The sequence below is a fragment of the Burkholderia sp. SRS-W-2-2016 genome (assembly GCF_001931485.1).
In the GTDB taxonomy this organism is placed as follows: Bacteria; Pseudomonadota; Gammaproteobacteria; order Burkholderiales; family Burkholderiaceae; genus Paraburkholderia.
The window spans coordinates 1-25,486 of the sequence record NZ_MSDV01000033.1 but is presented as its reverse complement, the minus strand read 5'-3'; the positions used below and the strand labels follow the sequence as shown (position 1 = coordinate 25,486).

Below are 25,486 nucleotides of genomic sequence, written 5' to 3'. Positions count from 1 at the left end.
CAAGCCACATGCCCGTTGCCGGCTGACGGCCCGACCCGCCCCGCAGGCAACGCCGGCTCACCGCTTCAGTCGCCCCGAGCGCGGTGCGATCGGCAACTGCGAGCAACCATTGTGCGCCGCCGGCCGCGATCCGGCTGGCGTGCGCCGGCGCACGCACTGCCCGTACGCACCACCGGCACGCACCACCGGCACGCACCACCGGCACGCACCACCGGCACGCACCACCGGCACGCACCACCGGCACCCGCGCTGGGCACCAAAAAATCATGATAGGTGCATTGCGGCGCTCGCGACGGCGCGCCGACCCTACAAGCCCATGACGACAACCCGCCAAACCGCCTGCAATCCACGCTCAGCATGGCTGCCGCGGCTTGCCGCCCACGTATTTTTCGGTGGACACACGCCGATAACCCGTTAAAATTGCCGCCATTTTGCAGTGGTACGGCCTGCGCCTGTACCGTTTGCGCGACAGCTCCGGGTTTCTTTTTGGAGCGGGCATTATTTGATGGTAGTTTTCGGGGTTTTCAGGGGGCTGCGCGCGCGAGGCCGCGGCTTGAGTGACGACAGGGGTTCGGAGATCAGGATGAATAAACGGATTGCAGGGCAGGTAGCGGCGCTGGTTTTGTGCGCGGCGCCGTGGCTGACGGCCGCTGCGAAAGATACGCAGCTCAACGTGTACAACTGGTCCGATTACATCGCGAAGGACACGATCCCGAACTTCACGAAACAGACCGGCGTCCAGGTCAAATACGACAACTACGACAGCGACGACACGCTGCAGGCCAAGCTGCTGACCGGCAACTCGGGCTATGACATCGTCGTGCCGACCAGCAACTACGCGGGCAAGCAGATCGCCGCCGGCATTTTCGACCCGCTCGACAAATCGAAGCTGCCGAACCTGAAGTACCTCGACCCGGCGCTGATGGCCCTCGTCGCGGGCGCCGATCCGGGTAACAAGTACGTGGTGCCCTGGGCCTACGGCACGACCGGTCTCGGCTACAACGTCACCAAGGTCCAGCAGATCCTCGGCAAGGACACCCAGCTCAATAACTGGGACATCCTGTTCAAGCCGGAAAACATCTCGAAGCTGAAGGCCTGCGGCGTGTCGGTGCTCGACGCGCCGGACCAGATGTTCGCGGCCACGCTGCACTACATGGGCAAGGACCCGATGAGCACGAATCCGGCCGACTACCGCGCCGCGCTCGAAGTGCTGAAGAAAATCCGTCCGTACATCACGCAGTTCAACTCGTCGGGCTATATCAACGACCTCGTCGGCGGCGACGTCTGCTTCGCGTTCGGCTGGTCGGGCGACGTCGTGATCGCCAAGCATCGCGCGGCCGAAGCGAAGAAGCCGTACAAGATCGAGTACTACATTCCGCAGGGCGGCGCGCCGGTGTGGTTCGACGTGATGGCGATTCCGAAGGACGCGAAGCACAAGGAAGCCGCGCACGAATGGATCAACTACATCGAGACGCCGCAGGTGCACGCGGCGATCACCAACGCGGTGTACTACCCGAGCGTGAACACGGAAGCGCGCAAGTACGTCGACAAGGACGTCGCCAACGATCCGGCCGTGTACCCGTCGCCGGAAACCATCAAGACGCTGTTCCTGCTCAAGCCGCTGCCGCCGGAAATCCAGCGGCTGCAAACGCGCCTGTGGACTGAACTGAAGTCCGGCCGCTAAGCGGCATGCGGTAGAGAGATCAGCATCATCATGAAGCCCTCGGTGTTCACCGGGGGCTTTGTTCGTCAAACGCCGGAGTGAAGCAGCATTATGATCAGTAGTGACCAGCCGGGCGCGCTGGCAGGCAACGCCGCGCCGTCCCCGGGCCCGAATGCCGCCGTGGGCGACGCCGCGGACCAGTTCATCCAGATCGTCGACGTCGTCAAGAAGTTCGGCGAAACCGTCGCGGTCAAAGGGGTCAACCTGACGGTCAGGAAGGGCGAACTGTTCGCACTGCTCGGCAGTTCGGGCTGCGGCAAGTCGACCTTGCTGCGGATGATGGCCGGCCTCGAAACCGTCACGTCCGGGCGCATCCTGATCGACGGCGAAGATCTCGCGCAGCTGCCGCCGTATCGCCGGCCGGTCAACATGATGTTCCAGTCGTACGCGCTGTTTCCGCACATGACGGTCGAGGCGAACGTCGCGTTCGGTCTGAAGCAGGAAGGCGTGCCGAAGGCCGAACTGAAGGACCGGGTGGCCAGCGCGCTCGAACTCGTGCAGATGAGCCGCTTCGCGAAGCGCAAGCCGCATCAGCTGTCGGGCGGCCAGCAGCAACGCGTCGCGCTGGCGCGCTCGCTGGTCAAGCGGCCCAAGCTGCTGCTGCTCGACGAGCCGATGTCCGCGCTCGACAAGCAGATCCGCCAGCGCACCCAGATTGAACTCGTCAACATTCTCGACAGCGTCGGCGTGACCTGCATGATGGTCACGCACGACCAGGAAGAAGCGATGACGATGGCCGACCGGCTCGCGGTGATGAGCGAAGGGCAGATCGTCCAGCTCGGCACCCCGCACGAAGTCTACGAATATCCGAACAGCCGCTTCTCGGCGGAGTTCATCGGCTCGACCAATCTGTTCGAAGGCCACACGGTCGAGGACGAACCCGATCACGTGTTCATCGAGACGCCGGACCTGCCGTGCCGCCTGCACGTCAACCACGGCATCACCGGTCCGCTCGGCATGCCGGTGACGATCTCGGTGCGCCCCGAGCGCATCGCGCTGACCCGCAAGCCGCCCGAGGGCGCGTACAACTGGGGCAAGGGCGTCGTTACGAATATCGCGTACATGGGCGGCTATTCGCTGTATCACGTGAAGCTCGACGGCGGCAAGACCGTGATCGCCAACGTGACGAGCCTCGCGCTCAGCGAAATCGAAACGCCCACCTGGGGCGACGAAGTGTACGTGCGCTGGAGCGCATCGGCCGGCGTGGTGCTGACGGCATGAAAGACGCGCTCACCTCGTTTTTCGCGTGGCCGGGGCGGCGTCTGAAGCTGACCGGCCGCACCGCGGTGGTGGCGGGGCCGTTCATCTGGCTGCTGCTGTTTTTCCTCGTGCCGTTCCTGCTGGTCGTGAAGATCAGCTTCGCCGATTCGCAACTCGGGATTCCGCCGTACACGCAACTGGTCGAGTTCAGCGAAGGCGCGCTGCGCATCACGCTCGACCTGTCGCATTACGCGTTTCTGCTGACCGACAGCCTGTACTTCGCGACCTACGTGAACTCGGTGGTGGTCGCGGCGATCTCGACGCTGCTGTGTCTGCTGATCGGCTATCCGATGGCGTATTACATCGCGCGTTCGAACCCGGCCAACCGCAATCTGCTGATGATGGCGGTGATGCTGCCGTTCTGGACGTCGTTCCTGATCCGCGTGTACGCATGGATCGGTATCCTGAAGAACAACGGGCTGCTGAACAATTTCCTGATGTCGATCGGCCTGATCCACTCGCCGATCGAGCTGTATCACACCAATACCGCGGTCTATATCGGCATGGTCTATTCGTACCTGCCGTTCCTCGTGATGCCGCTGTACGCGCATCTGGTGAAGATGGATCTGACCTTGCTCGAAGCCGCTTACGATCTCGGCGCGAAGCCGTGGAAAGCGTTCTGGCAGATCACGCTGCCGCTGTCGAAAAACGGCATTATCGCGGGCTGCCTGCTGGTGTTCATTCCGGCGGTCGGCGAGTACGTGATCCCGGAACTGCTCGGCGGCGCGAATACGCTGATGATCGGCCGTGTGATGTGGAATGAGTTCTTCAACAACGCCGACTGGCCGATGGCGTCCGCCGTGACCTGCGCGATGGTGTTGCTGCTGCTGGTGCCGATGGCGCTGTTCCAGCGCGCGCAGGCGAAGGCGCTGGAGGAGGGCCGTCAATGAAGCCGAATCGCATGTTGCAGCTGATCGCGCTCGGCATCGGCTTTCTGTTTCTGTATATCCCGATCGTCAGCCTGATCGTTTATTCGTTCAACGAATCGCAGCTGGTCACCGTGTGGACGCGTTTTTCGACGCGCTGGTACGTGGCGCTGCTGCACGACGACGAGCTGATCGCGTCGGCGTGGCTGTCGTTGCGGATCGCGCTCTTGACCGCGTTCGCGTCGGTGATCATCGGCACGTGGGCCGGTTTCGTGCTCGCGCGGATGGGCCGCTTTCCCGGCTTTACGCTGTACACCGGGATGATCAACGCGCCGCTGGTGATTCCCGAAGTGATTCAGGGCATCTCGCTGCTGCTGCTGTTCGTCGAAATGGCGCGCCTGATCGGCTGGCCGGCCGAACGCGGGATCTTCACGATCTGGATCGGCCACGTGATGCTGTGCATTTCGTATGTCGCGATCATCGTGCAGTCGCGGGTGCGCGAACTGAATCCGTCGCTCGAGGAAGCCGCGCTCGATCTCGGCGCGACGCCGCTGCGGGTGTTCTTCTCGGTCACGCTGCCGCTGATTTCGCAGGCGCTGGTGTCGGGTTGGCTGCTGTCGTTCACGCTGTCGATCGACGACCTCGTGCTGTCGGCGTTCCTGTCCGGCCCGGGTTCGACGACGCTGCCGCTGGTGGTGTTCTCGCGCGTGCGTCTCGGCCTGAACCCGGAGATGAACGCGCTCGCGACGCTGTTCATCGCGGTCGTCACGGTCGGCGTGGTCGCGGCCAACTTCTTCATGCAGCGCGCGGAGCGCAAGCGCTCGGTGATGGCGGCTTGATCTGAACGCGTGGGCGTCGTGCGCATGAGCGCGCGGCGCCCGTTTTCAGCGGCGCCGCTGTGCGAACCCGCTTGCACTCACACCTTGTAGGCAATCCTCACCGCCCCCCAATGCCGGCCGCCGACGAACACCGGCGCCGACGCATCCTTCTTCATCACGAACTGGCCGCCGCCCATGTCGCGGCGATAGGTCTGCAGCAGAAACTTTTTCGTATGCGATGCGGCTGCGATCCCGGTGCGGTCGTCGAACATCCGGCGGTTGCGGCAGTTCGCCGAATTCCATACCGCATCGTCGCGCTGCGGCAGCGAGAACTTCAGGTTGTGAGTCGGCAGATAGCCGCGCAGGTCGACCGCCGCGCAGAACACCACGCGCGGATCGAGTTCGAGCAGCGGTTCCTGCAAAGCCGGCAGCACGCGGTCGGTGAATGCGGTGAAGCGGGTCGTGAACTGCTGCGGATTGCTGCCCGGCACCGGTACATAGCGCGAGTCGAACAGCTCGTCGAGCGTGATGTCGCCGCGCGCGACCGCCGTGTCGAACAGCTTGCTGACTGCAAAGGCCGTCTGTTGCACCGCGCCGATGAAGCGCGTGTCGGCGGTTTCGACGCCGGTCGCGGCGGTCAGCTCGATCAGCGTTTCCGACACGCCGAGCAGATTGCCGAGCCGGTTTTTCGCCTGCGCGAAGTTCTCGCTCGAATCCTCGACGCCGCTCGCCATCTCCAGCACCTGCGCTTCGAGCCCATCGCACTGCGTTTCGATCTCACCGGTCAGCGACGCGATCTGGCCGGCCTCGGTGTTCAACTGCGCGATCGCGTCGCCGGTTGCGTGCACGACGTCGCCGATCTTGCGGGTGCCTTCACGCACCCGGTGAGCGCGTGCGGTATTCACCGAACCTTCGTTGATCAATTGCTCGGTCTGCTGGGTCAACTGCGCGAGCGTCGTTTCGATCTGGCCGGTCGCCTGCGCGGTTTTCGCCGACAGGTTCTTGACCTCGGCGGCCACCACCGCGAAACTGCGGCCCGACTCGCCGGCGCGCGCCGCTTCGATCGCGGCGTTCAGCGCGAGCAGATGCGTTTGTCGCGCGATCAGCGAGATTTCCTCCGACACGCGGCTCACGTGGGCGAGCGCGCTGCGCAGCGCGCCGATCTGGCTCTCGATCACGGTCACCCCTTCGACGAGCCCGTGAATGTCGGCGAGCGACGCTTCCAGCGTGGTCTGCGATTCCTGCACGCCGGTTGCCGCGTCGGCCGAGACGTTGCGCATTTCGCGCGCGGCCGCGGCGATCCGGTGATTGCCGGCGAGCGTTTGCGCGGCCGATTCGCGCAGCGCGCGGCATACTTGCGCCTGGCGCTCGACGCGCGCGGCGACTTCGTCGACGTGTCCCGACACGTCACAGATTTCGATGCCCAGTTTGCCGGCCTGTGCGGCAATATCGCCGACGACCGTGTGCGAACGGTCCGCGCGGCGAAAACTGAAGCGCGTCATGAAGGTCTCCTGATTGACGCATCCATTGCGGATGCGGCGATTTATAAAGTGGGGGCTTCCGATGCGTTTACGACCAACTTACGCGCGACTTGATCGGGGATATCCCGCAGTCGCTATGATGAACAGAGAGGCCGCGCCGGCGCGGCCATCACTATTTTCGACTTTGACGATGTTCGTAATGATCGAGTCCCTTCTGCGCGTGCTGGACTGGGAGCCGCTGTTTCGCTTGTGGGAACTGATCGTGATGATCTGCAAGTTTCTGTGGGAGTTGTTGCTTCTGCTGGGCGGCGGCCGCGGCTAGCGGCGCGGCGCGCCCCGTCGCGCCGCTAGCGGGCCGGGCCGGGCAGGTCAGGCGCGCGGCGCATCCAGAAACGCGCGCAGATCGTTCAGCACGCGCTCCGGCGCTTCCTCCATCGGAATATGGCCGAGCCCCGCATACATCACCGATTGCGCGCGCGGAATGCGGCTCGCGAATTCTGCCGCGTGCGCGGTCGGAATCCAGTGGTCTTTCGCACCCCATAGCACTAGCGTCGGTACGTCGAGGGTGCGCAGCGCATCGGTGTCCACTTCGCGAAAGTCGAGCGTCGGCACCATCTTGCCGATCGCCTGGCGCGTGCCTTCTCCCTGAAAGAACTCGATATAGCGGCGCAGCGCCAGCGCGTCGATCCTGCGCGGATCGCCATACACGTTGCGCACCGCGCTTTTAACGATCGTCTCCGGCAGCCAGTGCGTCGAACTCGCGCGCACCAGCGCGCTGTTGAACAGGTTGATATAGATCGGCAGTTTCATCGGGAATCCTGCCGAATCGATCAGCACCAGCCGCTCGACCGCGCCCCGATGGCGCAGCGCGTAGTCCCACGAAATCAGCCCGCCGAGCGAATTGCCGAGCAGCGTCGCGTGGTCGATTCCGAGCGCCTGCATGAACGTATCGATAAAGCGGCGGTAGGCCGGCAGATTCATCGTCTCAATCGCGCCGCTCGCCGAGCGCAGCGGCCCGGTGACGCCGAACGGCGGCAGGTCCAGGCGGATCACCCGGTGCGAGCGCTTCAGTTCGTCGGCGACGCGATTCCACGTATGCAGCGACGACGCGAAACCGTGCAGCATCACGAGGGTGTCGCCGTGGCCTTCATCGATGTAATGCACGTCGGCGCCCATGATCGATATGAACTTCGAACCCGGTTGCGTATAGCGGCGGCGCAGGTCCGCGCGCGCGACGCTGGTAATGCCCAGGCGCGCGGCCAGCGAGCGGCGCGGCAACGGCGCGGCGGCGTGAGGTTCGGGATTGAGCGCGGAATCGGGCGAGCCGGCATCGATACGTGTCATCTGGTTTGTCTCCGTTGTTGTGCCAGTCTGGTCGTGCGAAATCGCGCGGCGCTTCGGCGGCGCCGCGTTCACAAGCTACGTCATCCTGATCAACGCGCGAAGCGATAGTCGCGCGGCTTCACGCGCCGAGTGCGCCGGCGGAAACTGAACGTGAAGCCGGGCCAGAGCGCGGTGACCTTGCCAGTGTGGGTCTGATACCAGCTATGGCAACCGCTGGTCCACACCGAGTGCCGCATCCGCTGCTGCAGGCGCGCGTTGAATTCGCGCTGCACGTCGGCGCGCAGCGTCATCGTGCGGGCGCGCTGTTTGCGCAGCACGCGCAGACAATCGACGATGTACTGCAGCTGCGACTCGATCATGTAGATCACCGAGTTGTGGCCCAGGGCGGTATTCGGGCCGGCGAGCATGAACAAATTCGGGAAGTTCGCGATGCTGACGCCGAGATACGCTTCGGGACCGTCGCGCAGCCACAGCGCGCTCAGATCGGCGCCGTCGAGGCCGGTCACTTCGAACGGCGCGCGCACGTCGTTGACCTGGAAACCGGTGCCGCAGATGATCGCGTCCGCCGGGCGATGCATGCCGTCTTCGGTGACGATGCCGTCGGCGACGATCTCGCGAATCGCGCTCGTGACGACCTCGACGTTCGGCTGGCTGACGGCCGGGTAGTAATCGCTGGAGAGCAGTACGCGCTTGCAGCCGAGCCGGTAGTTCGGCGTGAGTTTCGCGCGCAGCGCCGGGTCTTTCACGCGCCGGTCCAGATAGCTGAGGCCGAATTTCATCGACATCTCCATCAGCTTCGGATTGACGACGAAGGCGGGCGCGCGCGATTCGTGCTGCCAGTAGAGCGCGCTGCGCACGAGGCGCTGGGTGAACGGCAGCGCGCGAAACAGACGCTGTGCGCGCTCGCCGATCGGCTTGTCGCGCTTGGGCATCACCCACGGCGCGGTGCGCTGGAACAGGTCCAGATGCGCGACGCGCGGCTGGATTTGCGGCACGAACTGGATCGAGCTCGCACCGGTGCCGATCACCGCGACGCGTTTACCGTCGAGCGGATACGCATGGTCCCAGCGCGCCGAATGAAACAGCTTGCCTTCGAAGCGTTCGATTCCTTCGATGCGCGGCAGCGCCGGGCGCGATAGCTGACCGGCGGCGGTGATCAGCACGTCGGCTTCGATGGTTTCGATGGTTTCAGGCGTGGCGTGCGGGTCGCTCGCGCCATTCGTTTCGAGCTCGACGAGCCAGCTTTGCCGCGCGTCGTCGAAGCGCGCCGCGCGCACTTTCGCGTTGCAGCGCACGTAGCGCTCGACCCCGTACTTGCGCGCGCAATGCCGCAGATACGCGAGAATTTCCGCCTGGCCGCTGAACGCGCGCGACCACGCCGGATTCGCTTCGAACGAGAACGAATACAGATGCGAGGGGATATCGCAGGCCGCGCCCGGATAGGTGTTGTCGCGCCAGGTGCCGCCGATGTCATCCGCGGCCTCGTAGATCGTGAACGACGTGATGCCCATCCGCAGCAGCCGGATCGCCATGCCGAGACCGGCAAAGCCGCTGCCGACGATCGCGATGCGCGGCGTAGCGGATGAGGCGGAAGGGGCAAGCGTCACGACGGTCTCCGGCACGGGGTGAAAGCGGTCCGCGCGTTGGCGTCTACAGCTGTCTACACGCGGGATAAAGCGCAGGGTAGACAACTGTACACATCGCGTCAAGATCGTTTAGAGTGCTGCTATTAAACGCGCACACCGCGCGACGATTGAAAGCACGATGACGACCTTCCCCGACGCATCGTCCGGCGCGGAGCTGGCGCCCGGCAAACGCAAGCTGATCGAAGCCGCGTTGCGGCTGACGGCCGGCGGCCGCAGTTTCGCGAGCCTCGGCTTGCGCGAGCTCGCGCGCGAAGCCGGCCTCAATCCGAACACGTTCTATCGCCATTTCGACGCGCTCGACGACCTCGCGCGCGAAGCGATCGCCTCGGTCAGCCGGCGGTTGCGGCCGATGCTGCGGCGCGAGCGCTGGCTGGCCGCGCACGACGAACCGCATAGTGTGCCGCGGCGCGCGTGCGTCGCGTTCTTCGAGTTCGCGCAGGAAAATCGCGAGGCGTTTCTGAGCGCGCTGGTCGAATATCACGGCACGTCGCCGGCGTTGCGCGACGCGGTGCGCGCGAATCTGCACGAGATCGCGGCGGAAATGGCCGACGACGTCGTGCAACTCGAACTGATGCCGCAACTCGCGCGAGCGACTGTCGACGAAGTCAGCACGCAGATCGTGCTGCAGCTGTTCCATCTGTCGGCCGAGTATCTCGACGCCGAGGCGGCGCGACGGGAAGCGTTGATCGGCTACGCGGAGCGGTTCATCGTGCGGCTGTTTGCGGGCGCGGCGTTGCTCGCGCAGCATGAGGGCAGCGAGGCGGAACCGGAGTCAGCGCAGGCGTGAGCGGCGGTGCGCGCAATACGGCGCGACCAGTAGTTCACCGAACCATGCAGGCAAAAAAACAGGCTCCGCGAAGGAGCCTGTTTTTTATTCAACGCGTGGCGAAATTCGCCGGCACGCGTCGATCAGGTATCCGTCCAGCCGCCCGAATCGTCGTTGCTGCCCATATCGATACCGCCACCGCCACCGCCGTTGTCGCTCCAGTCGTTCGAGCCCTGACCGAAATCGAGGCCGCCGCCGTTGTCGCCGCCGCGCCGGCGCACTTCGTCGTTATCGACGATCACATCGCGCTCGATCACCCGGTCACTGCCGTGATTGAGCACCTGGCCGAGCAGCACGCCGGTCAGCAGACCGCCCATCCCGCCGCCGAGCCCACCGCCTTGCTGAACGATCACGGGCGGCTGCTGTTGCTGCTGCGGGTAGGGTGCCTGCTGCGGATAAGGCGCCTGCTGGGGATTCAAACGTTCGGCTTCCTGAGCATATGCGGACTGCCCGTTGCCCACCGACGCGGCGGTCGGATCGGGCCGGCCGTCGGCGCGCGCGCGCAGGCTCGCGAGACGCTGTTCGAATTCATCGAGCTGATACGGCGGCAACGGATTCTTGCCGTTCGACAGCGTTTCGACCGCGCCGCGCAACTGCTCCTCGGTTGCTTCGACGTCTTTCTCCAGCATCTCGTGACCCGGCGCGGTGGACAGCTTCACGTCGAGTTTGAGCGAGCGCACCGCGTTCAGCATCTCGGTTGCGCGTTTCATTTGCGCGCGACGCTCGTCGTCGGCGCGCGTATCCTGCTGGCCGCGCGCGCGGCGCAGCGTCCAGCGCAGCACGAGTGCAATTGCGGCGATCAGAACGATGACACCGATCCACATACCCACCCCCGGACCATGCGATTGCGCTTGCGACGCGAGCGTCGACTGTTGCTGCACAGCAGGCGCATTCTGCTGCGCGAACGGATTGTCGGCGCGACGGGTGACGCGGCCGCCCGCGCGCTCGGCATCGCTGCGCAGGCGCGCTTCGGTTTGCGCGAAGCGGGCCGGGTCGGTGAAGCGGATCTGCGGATCGAGCGTTTTGGCCTGCTGGATCTGCGCGAGCGCGTCGGCGTAGCGGCCTTCGCGATCGAGAACCTGCGCGTACAGATAGTGCGCGCGGGCGTTGTTCGGATGCGCCTGCAGCACTTCGCTGAGGCCCGCGTCGGCCTGCTGCCAGTTGCCTTGCGCCATCGCCGACTCGATCTGCTGCACGGTCGGCACCGCGAACGCGGCGGCCGACACCAGCAGCAGCGAAGCGAAAGCGGTTGCGAAAAGTTTTTTCATGTGCGGACCGGGCGCGCTGCGCCCGTCTCCATCAGTCGATAACTACTTACTGCGCCGGCGTATTCAACTGCTTCTTCAATGCTTCGAGACGATCTTCGACCGACGGGCCGCGGTTCAGATCCGCGAGCTTGTCGTCGAGCGCCTTGCCGCTTTTCACGTCGGCGGAATTCAGGCGGGCGTCCGAACGCGCATTCGACAGCGCGACCTTGTCTTCGAGCTTCTGGAAATCTTCGGAGAGGTTCTTGCCGCCGATGCCGCCCAGCGCGGTCGCCGCGACATCCTTCGCTTCGGCGATCTGCTGCTTCGCCTGGAGGATGTTCGAGCGCGCGTTCAGGTCGTTGCGGCGCGAGCGCATGTCGTCGATCTGGCTCTTCAGTTGCGTGACCGACGGCTCCAGCGAGGTCAGTTCCTTGCTCAACGCATCGCGTTCGGCTTCGGCGGTGGCCTGCGCGCCGAGCGCTTCGCGCGCGAGCGCCTCGTCGCCGGACTGCAGCGCGCGGCGCGCGCCGTCTTCATACTTCTTCGCCTTGTCCGCGGCAACATCGCGCTTGCTCTGCTGGGTGGCGACCTGCGCCTGAATCTCGATCAGCGAGTTCTCGGCCTTACCGATGCTGTCGTCGAGTTCGCGCACGATCTGGCGCGAGTCGCGCGACGGATCCTGCACCGAGTCGGCCGCATCGTTCAGAAGACCTTTGAGCGTGCGCGAAATGCTGTCAAAAAGCGACATGAAAACCTCCAGAGAATGTAAGCGGCGGCGGGACCGAATCCGCGCGCCGGCACTGCTTTGAACTGCTACTTTACGCCGCCGCGCACGATGCTGCGCAACGTTCGCACCGCAGTTCGGGGCGCACTCGCCAATTGCAATAGCGGCTTCGCCGATTGTCCGCGGCGCGCTGCGCACGCTGCTCACTGTGTCGATGCAGGAAAGCCGCAATGGACAACGCGCCGCGTATGAACTTGCCGGCGGATGTTACACCATCGGCTCTGTCGAATAGCGTTAAGAAAGGTGCGCGGGCGAGGGGAGCGGCAGCGCCGGAAAAGCCGTGATCACGGCGTGCGGGCGGGGCGATCGTGAGCCCTTCGAATACCCGTTTGAATACCCGCTTCGTTGATGTAACGATCTGCAACGGCACCCGGTCCGCAACGCGACGCGCGGTACGCGATAGCGCGTTGCAACGCGGCCGGCGCCGCGTAATTTTCCGTCACGCGTTCGTCACGCGTTCATTACGCGTTCATTACGCGTTCGTCACGTTTTGCGTCACGCGAAGTGGCCGCCTTCGGTGCTCGGATCGCCGTGCGGTTCGTCGTCGTCGGGAGTGGGGGCGACGCGGCGACGTTTCAGCGAATTGCGCAGACTTGCCGGCGTGCCGGCTGGCGGCGATGCGCGTTCGCCGGTAGCGGTGTCGGTATCGGCAGAATCGGCGGCTCTGCCCGCAATGAGTCGCGCGAGCGCTTCCGCGTTGGCCGCGACCTGTTCGTCCTGTTCGGCGGCGAGCGCGGCGAAGACGCCGGCGGGCAGCAGCGAGCCGCCTTTAGCGGGGGCGCCTGTCGGGGCGCCTGTCGATTGCGGCACGCTTGCGGCCGGCGATGCTTTCAATGTGCTAACAGATTCGTCGGGCGTGGCGGTGCCGGTAGAAGCAGAAATATCCGCTACGTCACGCGGATTCGGCGCATCGGTCGCGCGATCCGAATGCTTAGTGCCACTATCGATACCGCTGCCGGCATCACGCGTCTGCAACGCCGCCGGCACGCTCGCACGTGCGAAGCGGGTGCCGCGGGCGACGCGCTGCAGCGCCGCGTTCAACGCATCGGGCGCGCGCGGCGCGCGCAGCCGGTCGACGATGCTCGCCGCCTTGACCTGCTCGCTGGTCGCGCCGAAGTTCAGCACCGCGCGCCGCATCAGCTCGCTCACGCTGATGCCCAGATCCTCCGCGGTCGCGGTGATCGCGCGTTTCTGCGCGGTCGTGACGAAAACGACGATGCGCTCGCTCGGCTTGGACATAATCGGCTCGCAGACTTTGTTGGCAGTGCGGATCGGGGCGGGGCTCTGGTTGGATAACGCATGCTGGATGCCGCGCCCGGACCCGCCGTTGGGATCCCCGTTGCGCGCGTCGAGCTGTCCGGGCGCGCGCGTCCATCATATGACGAGTTGCGTCGCCGCGAAACGGGCGCGACGCGAAAATCGCATGACATCAATGAGTTGTAGCGGGTTTGGACGGATTGTCCACAGCCCTCTCCACATTTTCTGTTGATAACCCCGCATAAATTACGGGTTACGAACGATCTGCGCGCGGGCGCCGGTCAGAGTGCCCGAAATTACAGACCCTTACTACAGAATGGCGTCACACGAAGGGAATTCTTACAAAAAAACTGCGATGCGGTCCGTTTGATTTCTTTAAAATGCGCTGTTACGTTGCGTCGGACATGGTCCGAGGCGTGCCGTGCGGCCGGCCGGGGGCAAGGTCCGCGCGGTGGTGTACGCCGCGGCCAGGATGCTCGATCACGACCCATGCGCGCGCAGACAGGCGTGCCGTTGCGCGCCCACTATTCCAGTCATGCCAATCATCAAACGACCGCATTCTTCCCATTCTCCGTCCGGTGAAGACCGGGACTCCTATCAACGCACTCCTGGACGCAATGCCGCTTCGCGCGATGCCGAGCGCGGCCGCCGTTCGTTCGGCTCGACGTTCATGCTGTGGTTCGCCGGCCTGGTCGCGACCGTGGTGGTGGTCGGCGCGCTGATCGTCGGCTATGCGCTCGTCGTGATGGGCCCGCAACTGCCGTCGCTCGATGCATTGACCGACTACCGGCCGAAGGTGCCGCTGCGCATCTATACCGCGGATCACGTGCTGATCGGCGAATTCGGCGAAGAGCGCCGCAGCCTCGTGCGCTTCCAGGACATCCCGGATCAGATGAAAAAAGCGGTGCTCGCGATCGAGGACTACCGCTTCTACGAACACGGCGGCGTCGACTTCATCGGCATCCTGCGCGCCGGCTTTGCCGACCTCGCGCATGGCGGCGCATCGCAGGGCGCGAGCACGATCACGATGCAGGTCGCGCGCAACTTCTTCCTGTCCAGCGAAAAGACCTATACGCGCAAGATCTACGAGATGCTGCTCGCGTACAAGATCGAACGCGCGCTGACCAAGGACCAGATCCTCGAGCTGTACATGAACCAGATTTATCTGGGCGAGCGCGCATACGGTTTTGCCGCGGCCGCGCGCGTGTACTTCGGCAAGGACCTGAAGGACATTTCGCTTGCCGAGGCCGCGATGCTCGCCGGTCTGCCGAAGGCGCCGTCCGCGTATAACCCGGTCGTCAATCCGAAGCGCGCGAAGATTCGTCAGGAGTACATCCTGCGCCGCATGCTCGAGCTGAACTACATCACGCGCGACCAGTACGACGTCGCGGTGAAGGAAGAGATCCACACCAGGAATCCGGGCACCGAGTACAACGTGCATGCCGAGTACGTTGCCGAAATGGTGCGGCAGATGATGTACGCGCAGTACAAGGACGAGACCTATACGCGCGGCCTGAACGTGACCACCACGATCGACTCGGCCGATCAGGACGCCGCGTATCGCGCGGTCCGCAAAGGTGTGATGGACTACGAACGACGTCACGGCTATCGCGGCCCGGAAGGCTTCGTGCAACTGCCGGCCGCCGGCGACGAGCGCGACCAGACGATCGACGACGCGCTCACCGATCACCCGGACAACGGCGAGATCATCGCCGGCGTGGTGACCGACGCGAATCCGAAGCAGGTGGTCGCGCAGCTGGTCGACGGCACCGAAGTGACGGTGACGGGCGAGGGCCTGCGCTTCGCGGCCGCCGCGCTGAGCACGCGCGGCAACACGGCGCAGCACATCCGGCCGGGCTCGATCGTGCGTCTGATGACCGACGCGAAGGGCAACTGGCAGATCACGCAGCTGCCGCAGGTGGAAGGCGCGCTGGTGTCGCTGACGCCGCAGGACGGCGCGATCCGCGCGTTGATCGGCGGCTTCGACTTCAACAAGAACAAGTTCAACCACGTGACCCAGGCATGGCGTCAACCGGGTTCGAGCTTCAAGCCGTTCATCTATTCGGCCGCGCTCGACAAGGGCCTCGCGCCGGCGACGATCATCAACGACGCGCCGCTGTACTTCCCGCCGAGCACGCCGGGCGGCGACGCGTGGGAGCCGAAGGACGACGACCAGCCGGACGGTCCGATGTCGATGCGGCTCGGGCTGCAGAAGTCGAAGAACCTCGTGTCGATCCGTATCCTGTCGTTCATCGGCACCAAGTACGCGCAGGATTTCGTCACGCAGCGCTTCGGTTTCGACGCCGACAAGACTCCGCCGTATCTGCCGATGGCGCTCGGCGCGGGCCTCGTCACGCCGCTGCAATCGGCGGGCGCGTACTCGGTGTTCGCGAACGGCGGTTACCGGATCAATCCGTATCTGATCAACGAAGTGACGGACGCGCGCGGTGTCGCGCTGTCGCGAGCGCAGCCGCTGGTCGCAGGCCAGGACGCGCCGCGCACGCTCGAACCGCGTAACGCATACATCATGAACAGCCTGCTGCACTCGGTCGCGACCGCGGGCACCGGCGCCGGCACCAACGTGCTGCATCGCTCGGACCTGCAGGGCAAGACCGGCACGACCAACGACGCGAAGGACGGCTGGTTCGCCGGCTATCAGCAGTCGCTGGTGGCGGTCGCGTGGATGGGTTACGACCAGCCGAAGAGCCTCGGCAGCCGCGAATTCGGCGCGCAACTCGCGCTGCCGATCTGGATCGAGTACATGCAGCGCGCGTTGCGCGGTGTGCCGCAGGCCGAGCCGCAGCAGCCGGACGGCGTCACGGTGATGGACGGCGAGCTGTTCTTTACCGACATGCTGCCGGGCCGTGGTTTCGTCGCGAGCATCGGTCTCGATTCGGGCAATCCGCTGGCGGGTGCCGGCGATGCGGTCGGCGGCGTCGGGCCGGCCGGGATGACGCCGCCGGTGGTGCCGCCGCCGAACGTGTCGTCGAGCGAGAAGAAGCAGATCATGGATCTGTTCGAATCGAACAAGCCTTGATCTATAGGCGTTGAGGTACAAGCCTTGATGTAAGAGGGCGCGAGAGTGGTTCGCCGAGGCGGGCTGTTCCGCGCCCTTGTTGTATAACGGCCGCCCCGGTAAACGTGCAGTTATGCCCACTTGCCCCGATAAGTGCCCGTCCAACTTAAACCGATTCGCATCAAGCACTTACGCGCTTCGCCCCAGGCTTATCAACAGAGCTATCCACACGAATTGGGGATAACCCTGGCAATTTGTTCAGGCGTCCCAGGAGCTTGTACTCCGAAGCAATCTGCTTCGTGACCCGCGTTGCGCCATTTCGCACCTGCACCGTAAATCCCTGCGCGCTCAATGCGTTAGCCCGCTTCTCAGAAAGTTTTCAACAAGTTCGTCCACACGATCTGGGGATAACTGCGCGCGATTCCGTACGGAATCCCAGGTTAATCGGTGGCGGCGGCCTTCGTTGTGCCAATCGATGCGGACGCCGCCGCGGCAGCAGCGGACGGCGCGCCCGCGTCATCGAGCGGCGGATTGCCCATCGCCTGGAACAGCGCGGCGGTGTCGGTCAGACGCGCGCTCGTATAGCGGATTTCATCGAGCTGCGCGTTGCGCCACTGCTGCTCGCTCGAACGCGTCGATGCGACCGGCAGCGCGCCGAGCCGGTAGCGTGCGGCGGTGTCGTCGAATACGCTCTGCGCCGAACGCGCGGCCACGTTCGCGGCATCGAGCGATTGCGCGTCGTGGTCGAGCGCCGCGAGCGTATCGGCGACGTTCTGGAACGCGGCGAGCACGGTCTGCTTGTACTGCGAGACGCTCGCGTCGTAGCTGTCCACCGCCGCGCGGCGCTGCGCGAGCAACGCCCCGCCATGAAACAGCGGCTGCGACAGCGATGCGCCGATGCTCCAGATCGCGCCCGCGCCCGACATCGCAACCGGCCAGCTGAAGCCGCCTTGTCCCATCGATGCCGACAGCGACAGGCTCGGGAACATCTGCGCGGTCGCCACGCCGACGTCGGCCGCCGCGGCTTTCAGCGCGGCGTCGGCGGCCTGGATGTCGGGGCGCGCGCGCAACAGCTCGGACGGCACCACGACCGGCACCTGCTCGGGCAGATGCAGCTGCGCGAGTTCGACGTCGTCGGGCGCGGCGTCGGGCGTGCGGCCGAGCAGCACCGCGAGCGCGTGACGTGTGGTCAGCCACTGCTGCTTCAGCGCCGGCAGACTCGCCGACACGCTCGCCGCACTTTGTTGCGCGTTCATCAGATCGGCATGCGACACCGCGCCGAGTTCATAGCGCCGCGCGGTGTCGCGCGCCTGAGCGTTGGCCAGCGTGACGAGCCGCTCGGTCGTATCGATCTGCGCGTGCAGCGCGGCGCTGGTGATCGTCGCGGTGACGATGTTCGCGGCGAGCGCGCGGCGCGCCGCATCGAGCTGATAGACCTGCACGTTCACGCGCGCGGCGAGCGCGGCATTCGCGAGCCGCGCGGCGCCGAACAGATCGAACGTGTAGTGCGCCTGTAACTGGCCGACGAAGATGTTGTACAGAAACGTGTTCGGGCCGATCTCCGGAATCGCCAGCGCGCGGTTGCGGGTCGCCTGGCCGCCCGCGTCGATCGTCGGCAGCAGCGAACTGCCGACCTGCGCGCGCAACTGTTCGCGCGCGGCCGCGAGCGCGCGGTCGGTCGCGGCGAGCGTCGGACTGTTGCGCAGGCCCTCGTCGACCAATGCGTCGAGCGCGTCCGAGCGGTACAGCCTCCACCACTCCGGCACCGGCTGCGCACCCGCGACGAACTGCTGAGTGACGCCTTGCGCGGGCACCGTCTGGGTCGGCAATGCCTCGGCGCCGTAGTGCGCGGGCTGCGGCATCGGGGGCGCGTCGCCGTTGGGCCCGAACGAACACGCGGCGAGCGCGCAGGCGAGGCCGATGGCGAGCGCAGGGCGCATGGTGCGTGCGGGAAGCGTCGGAATAGCGATGCTCTTACTCATGCTCAGTGATCCGTATCAATTGCCCGTATGCGCGACACCGCCGCCGGGCGCCGGCGGCTCGCGCTCGTCGCTCCGCACGCGGAACGACGCCGCGTACAGCGCCGGCAGATAGAACAGCGTGAGAATCGTCGCGCTGGTGATGCCGCCCATCAGCGCGGTCGCCATCGGCCCGAAGAAGTTGGAGCGCAACAGCGGAATCAGCGCGAGCACGGCGGCCGCGGCGGTCAGCGTGATCGGCCGGAAGCGTCGCACGGTCGCGCCGACGATCGCGTCGAAACGCTTGTGCCCCGACGCGATGTCCTGCTCGATCTGATCGACCAGAATCACCGAGTTGCGCATGATGATGCCGAACATCGCGATCACGCCGAGCATCGCGACGAAGCCGAACGGCTGGCCAAATAGCAGCAGCGTCAGCACCACGCCGATCAATCCGAGCGGCGCGGTCAGCACGACCATCAGCACGCGAGCGAAGCTCTGCAACTGGATCATCAGCAGCGTCAGCACCGCGATCACCATGATCGGCAACTGCGCGACGATCGAGCTCTGCCCCTTGCCGCTTTCCTCGACCGAGCCGCCGATCTCGATCCGGTAGCCGACCGGCAGCGTCGCGCGGATCGGCGCGAGCGCGCGATCCACCGCATGGGTGACGTCGATGCCCTGCGCGCCGGGGCCCACATCGGACTGCACGGTGATGGTCGGTTGCCGGTCGCGCTCCCAGATCACCCCGTATTCGAGCTCGTTGCGCAGATGGCCGAGCGTGCCGAGCGGCACCGGGCCGTTCGGTGTCGGCATTGCGAGCGCGGTCAGTTGCGACGGGTCGACGCGCTCCGAGCGCGGCGCGCGCAAGTCGACGCTGATCAGCTTGTCGCGCTCGCGATACTGCGTGACCGTGTAGCCGGACAGCGTCATCGCGAGGAAGCTCGACACGTCTTCGGACGTGACGCCCAGTTCGCGCGCGCGTTTCTGATCGATCTCGAAGTGCGCGGAGCGCTCGGCCGGTTCGTCCCAGTCGAACTGCACGCTGCGGGTGTTGCGATTCGCGCGCAGCGTCGCGGCCACCCGTTCGGCGATCGAGCGCACGGTCGCGATGTCGTCGCCGCTCACGCGGAACTGCACCGGATAGCCGACCGGCGGCCCGTTTTCGAGCCGCGACAGACGCGTGCGCACGGCCGGGAAGTTGTCGCGCAATTCGGGTTCGAGCCACTGCGCGAGCTTCTCGCGATCCTTCACCGACTTCGCGGTGATCACGAACTGCGCGAAGTTCGGCTGCGGCAACTGCTGATCGAGCGGCAGATAGAAACGCGGCGCGCCGGTGCCGACGAAGCTCACCGAATGATCGATCTCGGGCCGGCCCACCAGCACCTTCTCGAGACGCGTGGCCTGGCGCAACGTTGCATCGAACGATGCGCCTTCGGGCAGCCGCACGTCGACCAGCAGCTCGGGCCGGTCCGAGCTCGGGAAGAACTGCTGCGGCACCAGCGTGAAGCCGGCCATCGCGAGCACGAACAGCGCGACGGTGATCGCGAGGACCACGAAACGTCGTTCGATGCACCAGCCGATCCAGCCGCGCAGCCGCGTATAGAAACGCGTGTCGTAGATGTCGTGTTCGTGATCGTCGGGCTCGTGCGCGTGCCGCTTGCGCTCGGGCAGCATGTGATAGCCGAGCAGCGGAATCAGCACGACCGCCGCGAGCCACGACGCGATCAGCGCGATCGCCGATACCTCGAAGATCGAGCGCGTGTATTCGCCGGTGCTCGACTTCGCGAGCGCGATCGGCAGGAAGCCGGACACGGTGACGAGCGTGCCGGTCAGCATCGGAAACGCGGTGCTGGTGTACGCGTAGGCCGCCGCGCGCGTGCGGTTCCAGCCCTGTTCGAGCTTCACCGACATCATCTCGACCGCGATGATCGCGTCGTCGACCAGCAGGCCGAGCGCGAGCACCAGCGTGCCGAGCGACACCTTGTGCAGGCCGATATCGAACAGATACATGCACAGCGCGGTCACCGCGAGCACGACCGGAATCGAGATCACCACGACCATGCCGGTACGCACGCCGAGCGACACCAGACTGACGATCAGCACGATCGCGACCGCTTCGGCGACCGCTTCGAGAAAGTCGTCGACCGAGCGCGCGACCGCGTGCGGCATGCTCGACACTTCGACGAGCTTCAGCCCGGCCGGCAGCGCCGCGCGCAATTGCGTCATCTGCTGATCGAGCGCTTTGCCGAGGCGGATCACGTCGCCGCCCGGCTGCATCGTCACGCCGATGCCGAGCACCGGCTGACCGCCGAAGCGCATCTGCGTGACGATCGGATCGTCGTAGCCGCGCTTGATCGTCGCGATGTCGCCGAGCCGGAAAGTGCGGTTGTTGATGCGGATCAGCGTGTCGGCGAGCGCGTTGACGTCCTTGAACTGGCCGCTCGGGCGCACGAACACGCGGTCGTCGTGGGTGGTCAGCGTGCCGGCCGGAGCGATCGTGTTCTGCGCGTTGATCGCCTGACCGAGCTGTTGCGGCGAGATGCCGAGGCGGGTGAGCTGGGTGTTGGCGATCTCGATGAACACATGCTGATCCGGATCGCCGAAGTAATCGACCTTGGCGACGCCCGGCACGCGCAGCAGCACGGTGCGCAACTGGTCCGCGTAGTCGTGCAGTTGCGCGGCGGAAAAGCCGTCGCCTTCGAGTGTGTAGATGTTGGTGTAGACGTCGCCGAATTCGTCGTTGAAGAACGGGCCCTGGATGCCGGGCGGCAGCGTCGCCGCGATGTCGCCGACTTTCTTGCGCACCTGGTACCAGGTCTCGGGCACCTCGCGCACCGGCGCGGAGTCCTTCATCTGGAAGAAGATCAGCGATTCGCCGGGCCGCGAATAGCTGCGCACGAAATCGATGTACGGCGTTTCCTGCAGTTTGCGGCCGATCCGGTCGGTCAGCTGCTCCTGCACCTGGCGCGCGGTCGCGCCCGGCCAGTAGGTGCGGATCACCATCACACGGAACGTGAACGGCGGGTCTTCGGATTGCGCGAGCCGGCCGTACGCGAGGATGCCGAACGCGGTCGCGAGCGCGATCAGGAACACCACCAGCGCCTGATGGCGCAGCGCCCACGCGGACAGATTGAAGCGTCCTTCTTCGTGCGGCGTGCTCATGAAGCGAAGTCCTCGGGATGCAGCGGCGCGATCGCGCGGACTTTCTCGCCGGCGCTCACCGTGTGCACGCCTTGCAGCACCACGCTTTCGCCGTCCTTCAGGCCTTCGCTGACGACGATCGTGCGCTCGTAATAGCGCGTGACGGTCACCGGGCGCAGCTCGAGCGTATTGTCGGCCGCGCGCACGACCCACACGGCCGGCTGGCGGCCCTGATGGAACAGCGCGGTGACCGGCAGCGTGAACACGCCGCCGGGCGCGGGGGCGGGCGCGGCGGGCGTGACGTCGGCGGTCATGCCCAGCCGCACGTCGGCGCCGGGATTGACGAGCGTCAGACGCGCGCGCCACGTGCGGCTTTGCTGATCGGCGGCCGGCGACAGCTCGCGCACCCGCGCGCTGAACTTGCGGCCCGGCAGCGCGGCGAGCGCGACGCTGGCGGACTGGCCGACCGCGAACGACGCGAGCGCGCTTTCGGGCACGTCGCACAGCACATCGACGTCGCCGCTCCACGCGAGGTTGTAGACGGCCTGGCCGGCCGACACGTTCTGCCCGGTATCGGCCTGCTCGGCGGTGATCACGCCCGCATGACCGGCGACGAGCGTCGTGTACTGCAACTGGTTCTTCGCGAGCGCCGCCTGCTGCTGCGCCTGATCGCGCTGCGCGAGCGCGCTTGCGTACGCATTGGTGGTCTGTTCGAGCTGGGCCGGCGCGATCAGGTTTTCTTTCGCCTGGGCGCGGTCGCGCTCGAGCTGCTGCTGCGCGTAGACGAGGTTGTGTTGCGCGGCGTCGAGTTGCGCCTGCGAGCTGGCGGCGTTTTTCTGCGCGTCGGCCGGGTCGAGCAGCGCGACCACTTCGCCGTTCTTGACCGTATCGCCGAGCCGCACGCGCCGCTCGATGATCTTGCCGGCGACCCGGAACGACAGCGGCGTCGAATAGCGCGCCTGCACTTCGCCGGGCAGCGACGCGGCCTGCAACGCCTGACCGTCCGCGTGGACCGCCAGCGCAACCACCGGGCGCGGCGCGGGCGCCGCGGCTTCGTGCCGCGAGCAGGCGCCAAGCGCGACGAGACCGGCCAGCGCGAGCGCGCGGGTCGTGCGGCTGGACACGGAGAAAGGCCGCTGCACGGGGGACTGCTGGCGCATCGCTGACGATGCGGGAGAACCGGGACGCTTCACAATTACCCCAACCTGGAGACAGCGAACGAACACGGCAAGCCGCAGCGGCCCGCCAGCGAAAACCCGTACTTCGCGTGATGCGATTGGCATACGGGTATGGCTTTAAATGACGATTTGCATTCTAATACAGAGATGTATCTGAATGGGCAGGCAGATTCCTGTTCCGGCGAAGATTAGAGTGGTGCGTATGAAACGGCAAAGACTGACGAGAGAGCAAAGCAAGGACCAGACGCGCGCGCGTTTGCTCGATGCCGCGCAGGCGACTTTCATGAAGAAGGGCTTCGTCGCGGCGAGCGTCGAGGACATTGCCGCGGCCGCCGGTTATACGCGCGGCGCGTTCTACTCGAACTTCCGCAGCAAGAGCGAACTGTTCGTGGAGCTATTGCGGCGCGATCACGAAACGATGCAGGCGGGTTTGCGCGCGATTTTCGACAGCGCGGCGACCCGCGAGGAGATGGAGGCGCGCGTGCTGCAGTACTACAGCACGCTGCATCGGCAGAACAAGTGTTTTCTGCTGTGGGTCGAGGCGAAGCTGCTGGCGGTGCGCGACGGCCGCTTCCGGTTGCGCTTTAACGCATTCATGCGCGAGAAGTTCGAGCAGTTGAGTGCGTATATCCGCGAGTTCGAGCAGCGGGTGGGGATGTCGATGCCGATGCAGCCGGAACAGCTCGCGATCGGACTGATGGGGCTGTGCGACGGCGTGCAGTTCTTCTACACGGTCGATCCGCAGAACGTGCCGTCGGAAATGGTCGAGACGCTGTTGGCCGGCTTCTTCTCGCGCGTGGTGTTCGGGCGCGATGCGTGATCAGCTAACCGGCGTCGGCGAATAAGCGCAAAAACGCGCGATCCGCAATGGATCGCGCGTCGGGTGCGAACCGAGAGTCAGCGGGGATTCTGCGGAGTTCAGTCGGTGGGCAGTTGCGCGCAGATGTCGGCGGCCGGCGCCGCGCACGCGAATGCGTATTGACCGCTGGCGCTGAGGAATTTCTCCCCCGCGTGCAGCACGGTCTGGGTGTCCGGGCAGCGCTCGTAACCGATATAGGCAGTGGCGGCGGCGGCCGACCAGCAGACCAGCGAAAACGCAATTTTTTCCAGAAGCTGAAAACGATGTGGCATGGCGGTAATTTCCTTTGGCCGCCATGTTACCAAAACTAGGGGTTTATACCTAGTCAAAATCCACAATAGACACCGCAACAGTGACCCGGTTTGGACGGCGCGCCGTTTCTGACCGGATTGTCATGTCCGGGTCAGGGTTGGGACAGGTCGCGTCGATACAATCGATCGGGTTGGGCAAGCTCGCGCGCAGTCGTGCCGCACGGGCCGATACGGGCGGCAATGGTGGCGCCGCCGGCCTGGCTTAACCGGTGCAGGAGTCGTTCCATGAATCAACTGCAGTCGATGCGCGTGTTCGTCAAAGTCGCTGACCTCGGCAGCTTCGTCCGCGCGGCGGGCGCGCTGGATATCTCCACCGCGGTGGTCACCCGCCACGTCGCGGATCTGGAGGCGCGGCTCGGCACCCGGCTGCTCAATCGCACCACGCGGCGGCTGTCGCTGACCGAAGCGGGCGCGACCTATCTGGAGCGGGTGCGCCATATCCTCGCCGATCTCGAAGGCGTCGAGCAGATGGTGGTCGCGCGCAATCACGAGCCGGTCGGCACGCTGCGGATCGTCGCGCCGGTCGTGTTCGGGCTGAATAGCCTCGCGCCGCTCGTGCAGTCGTACGCGGCGCGTTTCCCGGCCGTGGTCCCCGACGTCACGCTGGCCGATCGGCACGTCGATCTGGTCGAAGAGGGTTTCGACGTCGGCATTCTGGCGACCCGCTATATGCGCAGCGCGAGCATCGTCACGCGGCGGCTGACGACCGGCTATATGACGGTCTGCGCGACGCCCGATTATCTGGCGCGGCACGGTACGCCAATGCGCCCGGAAGATCTGCTGCGGCATCCGTGTCTGAGCCGGCCGGCCGAGCAGGGCGGCGAGGAGCGCGTGTTCACGGGACCTGACGGCGAGGTGCGGGTGCGGCCCGCGAATGCGATCGGCGCCAATAACACCGAAATGCTGCGGCAGTTCGCGCTGCTGGGGATGGGCGTTGCGATCCTGCCGAGTTATCTGATCGGCCGCGATCTGGCATCGGGGCGGCTCGTGCGGCTGCTCGACGACTACCTGCTGCCGCCGATCGAAATCACCATCGCCTATCCGAGCCGCCTGCATCTGCCGGCGAAGGTGCGCACCTTCATCGATCATCTGGTCGAGCATTTTCAGCCGGAGAGCACGCCGGCGCGGCTTGCGCGCGGCGCCGCAAACGGGCGTCGGGTGGCCGAGCCGGTTGGGCAGGCCGCCGTCGATCTGTTCGATGATGTCGATCCGGTTTCCGAAGCGGTCGCGGTCGCGGACACTGCGCGGCCGGCGCGCGAGAGCACGCGCCGGGTGGCGCGGGCGCCGCGCACGCGGATCGCCGCGTCTTCGCAGTTGTGAGTGGTGGGGAGCGGAGCGCGGCCGCAGCAGATGCTGCTCGCGTGAGTTGCCGCGACGCGGCGCCTATGCGCCGGGAAGGCGGCACCTAGGTGACACCCAAGCAGGTGACACCCAAGCGGCACCCAATGCGCCGCCGACCGCCGCAGGCTGCCGACTAGATGCCCAGCCCGGGGCTGAAGCTGCCGCCGATCAGCCGCGTGACCGACTCGATATCGATGTAATCCTGTTCCGGCATGCCGTCGAGCATCGCCAGTACCTCGTTGCTCGCGCCGGCTTCGCGCGCGGCGTCGACGAGCGCATCCTTGTTGGTCGGAAACTGGACTTCGCTGAGAACGTCGGCGATCTGCAGATCGATCGATTCGCCGGGGATGCCCGAGGCCGTCATGCGCATGCTCCTGTTGTAGATGTCTTGAGTGCCGCCGCCTGAGCCACCGCATGAGGGAGATGC

20 protein-coding genes are annotated in these 25,486 nt (G+C 65.6%); 9 read left to right on the top strand and 11 right to left on the bottom strand.

The annotated features are described in order from the left end of the window. Positions 1-583 precede the first annotated feature (583 nt). From BTH42_RS15480 to BTH42_RS15465, 4 genes are all read left to right on the top strand, one after another. On the top strand, positions 584-1,684 hold the full coding sequence (locus tag BTH42_RS15480) for a polyamine ABC transporter substrate-binding protein (RefSeq protein ID WP_075300882.1): 1,101 nt from the start codon (positions 584-586) through the stop codon (positions 1,682-1,684). A 90-nt stretch (positions 1,685-1,774) separates the two neighbouring features. After that, a complete protein-coding gene (locus BTH42_RS15475; RefSeq protein ID WP_075300880.1) occupies positions 1,775-2,944 on the top strand; it encodes an ABC transporter ATP-binding protein in 1,170 nt (389 codons plus the stop codon). Then, positions 2,941-3,873: an ABC transporter permease subunit gene (locus tag BTH42_RS15470; protein ID WP_075300878.1), complete on the top strand. Its 933-nt coding sequence runs from the start codon at positions 2,941-2,943 to the stop codon at positions 3,871-3,873. The genes BTH42_RS15475 and BTH42_RS15470 overlap by 4 nt, the downstream gene beginning before the upstream one ends. Beyond that, complete coding sequence (locus tag BTH42_RS15465) at positions 3,870-4,688, top strand: ABC transporter permease subunit (protein ID WP_075300870.1); 819 nt, start codon at positions 3,870-3,872, stop codon at positions 4,686-4,688. The genes BTH42_RS15470 and BTH42_RS15465 overlap by 4 nt, the downstream gene beginning before the upstream one ends. Positions 4,689-4,765: 77 nt before the next feature. On the opposite strand, the gene BTH42_RS15460 is transcribed toward BTH42_RS15465, so the two are convergent. Continuing rightward, positions 4,766-6,169, bottom strand: a complete 1,404-nt coding sequence (locus BTH42_RS15460) for a methyl-accepting chemotaxis protein (RefSeq protein WP_075300868.1) — start codon at positions 6,167-6,169, stop codon at positions 4,766-4,768. Between the two features lie 178 nt (positions 6,170-6,347). Between BTH42_RS15460 and BTH42_RS36015 the strand changes: the two genes are divergently transcribed. Further along, the gene (locus tag BTH42_RS36015) at positions 6,348-6,470 is read left to right on the top strand and encodes a hypothetical protein (protein WP_256702048.1); all 123 of its coding nucleotides are present in this window, start codon (positions 6,348-6,350) and stop codon (positions 6,468-6,470) included. A 47-nt stretch (positions 6,471-6,517) separates the two neighbouring features. Here BTH42_RS36015 and BTH42_RS15455 read toward each other — a convergent pair whose 3' ends face one another. Next, positions 6,518-7,492 carry an alpha/beta fold hydrolase gene (locus tag BTH42_RS15455; RefSeq protein ID WP_075300966.1) on the bottom strand — a complete coding sequence of 325 codons (975 nt, stop codon included), beginning with the start codon at positions 7,490-7,492 and terminating at the stop codon, positions 6,518-6,520. Between the two features lie 89 nt (positions 7,493-7,581). Further along, complete coding sequence (locus BTH42_RS15450; protein ID WP_075300964.1) at positions 7,582-9,099, bottom strand: NAD(P)/FAD-dependent oxidoreductase; 1,518 nt, start codon at positions 9,097-9,099, stop codon at positions 7,582-7,584. Positions 9,100-9,256: 157 nt separating this feature from the next. On the opposite strand from BTH42_RS15450, the gene BTH42_RS15445 reads away from it, so the two are divergent. Beyond that, complete coding sequence (locus BTH42_RS15445) at positions 9,257-9,925, top strand: TetR family transcriptional regulator (protein WP_075300866.1); 669 nt, start codon at positions 9,257-9,259, stop codon at positions 9,923-9,925. A gap of 122 nt (positions 9,926-10,047) precedes the next feature. Here BTH42_RS15445 and BTH42_RS15440 read toward each other — a convergent pair whose 3' ends face one another. The 3 genes from BTH42_RS15440 to BTH42_RS15430 form a co-directional block, all read right to left on the bottom strand. Then, positions 10,048-11,232 carry a tetratricopeptide repeat protein gene (locus tag BTH42_RS15440; protein WP_075300864.1) on the bottom strand — a complete coding sequence of 395 codons (1,185 nt, stop codon included), beginning with the start codon at positions 11,230-11,232 and terminating at the stop codon, positions 10,048-10,050. A gap of 46 nt (positions 11,233-11,278) precedes the next feature. Next, entirely contained in the window at positions 11,279-11,959 is a 681-nt protein-coding gene (locus tag BTH42_RS15435; RefSeq protein ID WP_075300862.1) for a PspA/IM30 family protein, read from the bottom strand. Between the two features lie 531 nt (positions 11,960-12,490). After that, positions 12,491-13,234 carry a hypothetical protein gene (locus BTH42_RS15430; protein ID WP_075300860.1) on the bottom strand — a complete coding sequence of 248 codons (744 nt, stop codon included), beginning with the start codon at positions 13,232-13,234 and terminating at the stop codon, positions 12,491-12,493. A 553-nt stretch (positions 13,235-13,787) separates the two neighbouring features. On the opposite strand from BTH42_RS15430, the gene BTH42_RS15425 reads away from it, so the two are divergent. Further along, a complete protein-coding gene (locus BTH42_RS15425) occupies positions 13,788-16,289 on the top strand; it encodes a penicillin-binding protein 1A (RefSeq protein ID WP_075300857.1) in 2,502 nt (833 codons plus the stop codon). 419 nt (positions 16,290-16,708) lie between these two features. Here BTH42_RS15425 and BTH42_RS15420 read toward each other — a convergent pair whose 3' ends face one another. Genes BTH42_RS15420 through BTH42_RS15410 form a run of 3 tightly spaced genes read right to left on the bottom strand, consistent with a single transcriptional unit; the run spans position 16,709 to position 22,530 of the window. Beyond that, on the bottom strand, positions 16,709-18,208 hold the full coding sequence (locus tag BTH42_RS15420; protein ID WP_143752078.1) for an efflux transporter outer membrane subunit: 1,500 nt from the start codon (positions 18,206-18,208) through the stop codon (positions 16,709-16,711). Positions 18,209-18,265: 57 nt separating this feature from the next. Continuing rightward, positions 18,266-21,391 (bottom strand): efflux RND transporter permease subunit, encoded by a 3,126-nt coding sequence (locus BTH42_RS15415; protein ID WP_075300850.1) that lies wholly within the window; start codon positions 21,389-21,391, stop codon positions 18,266-18,268. Continuing rightward, positions 21,388-22,530: an efflux RND transporter periplasmic adaptor subunit gene (locus tag BTH42_RS15410; protein WP_075300845.1), complete on the bottom strand. Its 1,143-nt coding sequence runs from the start codon at positions 22,528-22,530 to the stop codon at positions 21,388-21,390. The genes BTH42_RS15415 and BTH42_RS15410 overlap by 4 nt, the downstream gene beginning before the upstream one ends. Positions 22,531-22,750: 220 nt before the next feature. Between BTH42_RS15410 and BTH42_RS15405 the strand changes: the two genes are divergently transcribed. Continuing rightward, complete coding sequence (locus BTH42_RS15405; protein WP_075300843.1) at positions 22,751-23,368, top strand: TetR/AcrR family transcriptional regulator; 618 nt, start codon at positions 22,751-22,753, stop codon at positions 23,366-23,368. Between the two features lie 98 nt (positions 23,369-23,466). On the opposite strand, the gene BTH42_RS15400 is transcribed toward BTH42_RS15405, so the two are convergent. Beyond that, a complete protein-coding gene (locus tag BTH42_RS15400; RefSeq protein WP_075300841.1) occupies positions 23,467-23,679 on the bottom strand; it encodes a hypothetical protein in 213 nt (70 codons plus the stop codon). A 264-nt stretch (positions 23,680-23,943) separates the two neighbouring features. Between BTH42_RS15400 and BTH42_RS15395 the strand changes: the two genes are divergently transcribed. Beyond that, on the top strand, positions 23,944-25,038 hold the full coding sequence (locus tag BTH42_RS15395) for a LysR family transcriptional regulator (protein ID WP_075300840.1): 1,095 nt from the start codon (positions 23,944-23,946) through the stop codon (positions 25,036-25,038). Between the two features lie 154 nt (positions 25,039-25,192). On the opposite strand, the gene BTH42_RS15390 is transcribed toward BTH42_RS15395, so the two are convergent. Further along, a complete protein-coding gene (locus BTH42_RS15390; protein ID WP_075300839.1) occupies positions 25,193-25,423 on the bottom strand; it encodes a DUF2795 domain-containing protein in 231 nt (76 codons plus the stop codon). Positions 25,424-25,486 lie beyond the last annotated feature (63 nt).

Bases quoted from the DNA above. Each gene is read 5' to 3' on its own strand.
- BTH42_RS15410 (WP_075300845.1), bottom strand. From the start codon at position 22,530: ATGCGCCAGCAGTCCCCCGTGCAGCGGCCTTTCTCCGTGTCCAGCCGC.
- BTH42_RS15455 (WP_075300966.1), bottom strand. From the start codon at position 7,492: ATGACACGTATCGATGCCGGCTCGCCCGATTCCGCGCTCAATCCCGAA.
- BTH42_RS15435 (WP_075300862.1), bottom strand. From the start codon at position 11,959: ATGTCGCTTTTTGACAGCATTTCGCGCACGCTCAAAGGTCTTCTGAAC.
- BTH42_RS36015 (WP_256702048.1), top strand. From the start codon at position 6,348: ATGATCGAGTCCCTTCTGCGCGTGCTGGACTGGGAGCCGCTGTTTCGC.
- BTH42_RS15405 (WP_075300843.1), top strand. From the start codon at position 22,751: ATGAAACGGCAAAGACTGACGAGAGAGCAAAGCAAGGACCAGACGCGC.
- BTH42_RS15470 (WP_075300878.1), top strand. From the start codon at position 2,941: ATGAAAGACGCGCTCACCTCGTTTTTCGCGTGGCCGGGGCGGCGTCTG.
- BTH42_RS15445 (WP_075300866.1), top strand. From the start codon at position 9,257: ATGACGACCTTCCCCGACGCATCGTCCGGCGCGGAGCTGGCGCCCGGC.
- BTH42_RS15400 (WP_075300841.1), bottom strand. From the start codon at position 23,679: ATGCCACATCGTTTTCAGCTTCTGGAAAAAATTGCGTTTTCGCTGGTC.
- BTH42_RS15475 (WP_075300880.1), top strand. From the start codon at position 1,775: ATGATCAGTAGTGACCAGCCGGGCGCGCTGGCAGGCAACGCCGCGCCG.
- BTH42_RS15465 (WP_075300870.1), top strand. From the start codon at position 3,870: ATGAAGCCGAATCGCATGTTGCAGCTGATCGCGCTCGGCATCGGCTTT.
- BTH42_RS15390 (WP_075300839.1), bottom strand. From the start codon at position 25,423: ATGACGGCCTCGGGCATCCCCGGCGAATCGATCGATCTGCAGATCGCC.
- BTH42_RS15420 (WP_143752078.1), bottom strand. From the start codon at position 18,208: ATGCGCCCTGCGCTCGCCATCGGCCTCGCCTGCGCGCTCGCCGCGTGT.
- BTH42_RS15415 (WP_075300850.1), bottom strand. From the start codon at position 21,391: ATGAGCACGCCGCACGAAGAAGGACGCTTCAATCTGTCCGCGTGGGCG.
- BTH42_RS15480 (WP_075300882.1), top strand. From the start codon at position 584: ATGAATAAACGGATTGCAGGGCAGGTAGCGGCGCTGGTTTTGTGCGCG.
- BTH42_RS15395 (WP_075300840.1), top strand. From the start codon at position 23,944: ATGAATCAACTGCAGTCGATGCGCGTGTTCGTCAAAGTCGCTGACCTC.
- BTH42_RS15460 (WP_075300868.1), bottom strand. From the start codon at position 6,169: ATGACGCGCTTCAGTTTTCGCCGCGCGGACCGTTCGCACACGGTCGTC.
- BTH42_RS15440 (WP_075300864.1), bottom strand. From the start codon at position 11,232: ATGAAAAAACTTTTCGCAACCGCTTTCGCTTCGCTGCTGCTGGTGTCG.
- BTH42_RS15425 (WP_075300857.1), top strand. From the start codon at position 13,788: ATGCCAATCATCAAACGACCGCATTCTTCCCATTCTCCGTCCGGTGAA.
- BTH42_RS15430 (WP_075300860.1), bottom strand. From the start codon at position 13,234: ATGTCCAAGCCGAGCGAGCGCATCGTCGTTTTCGTCACGACCGCGCAG.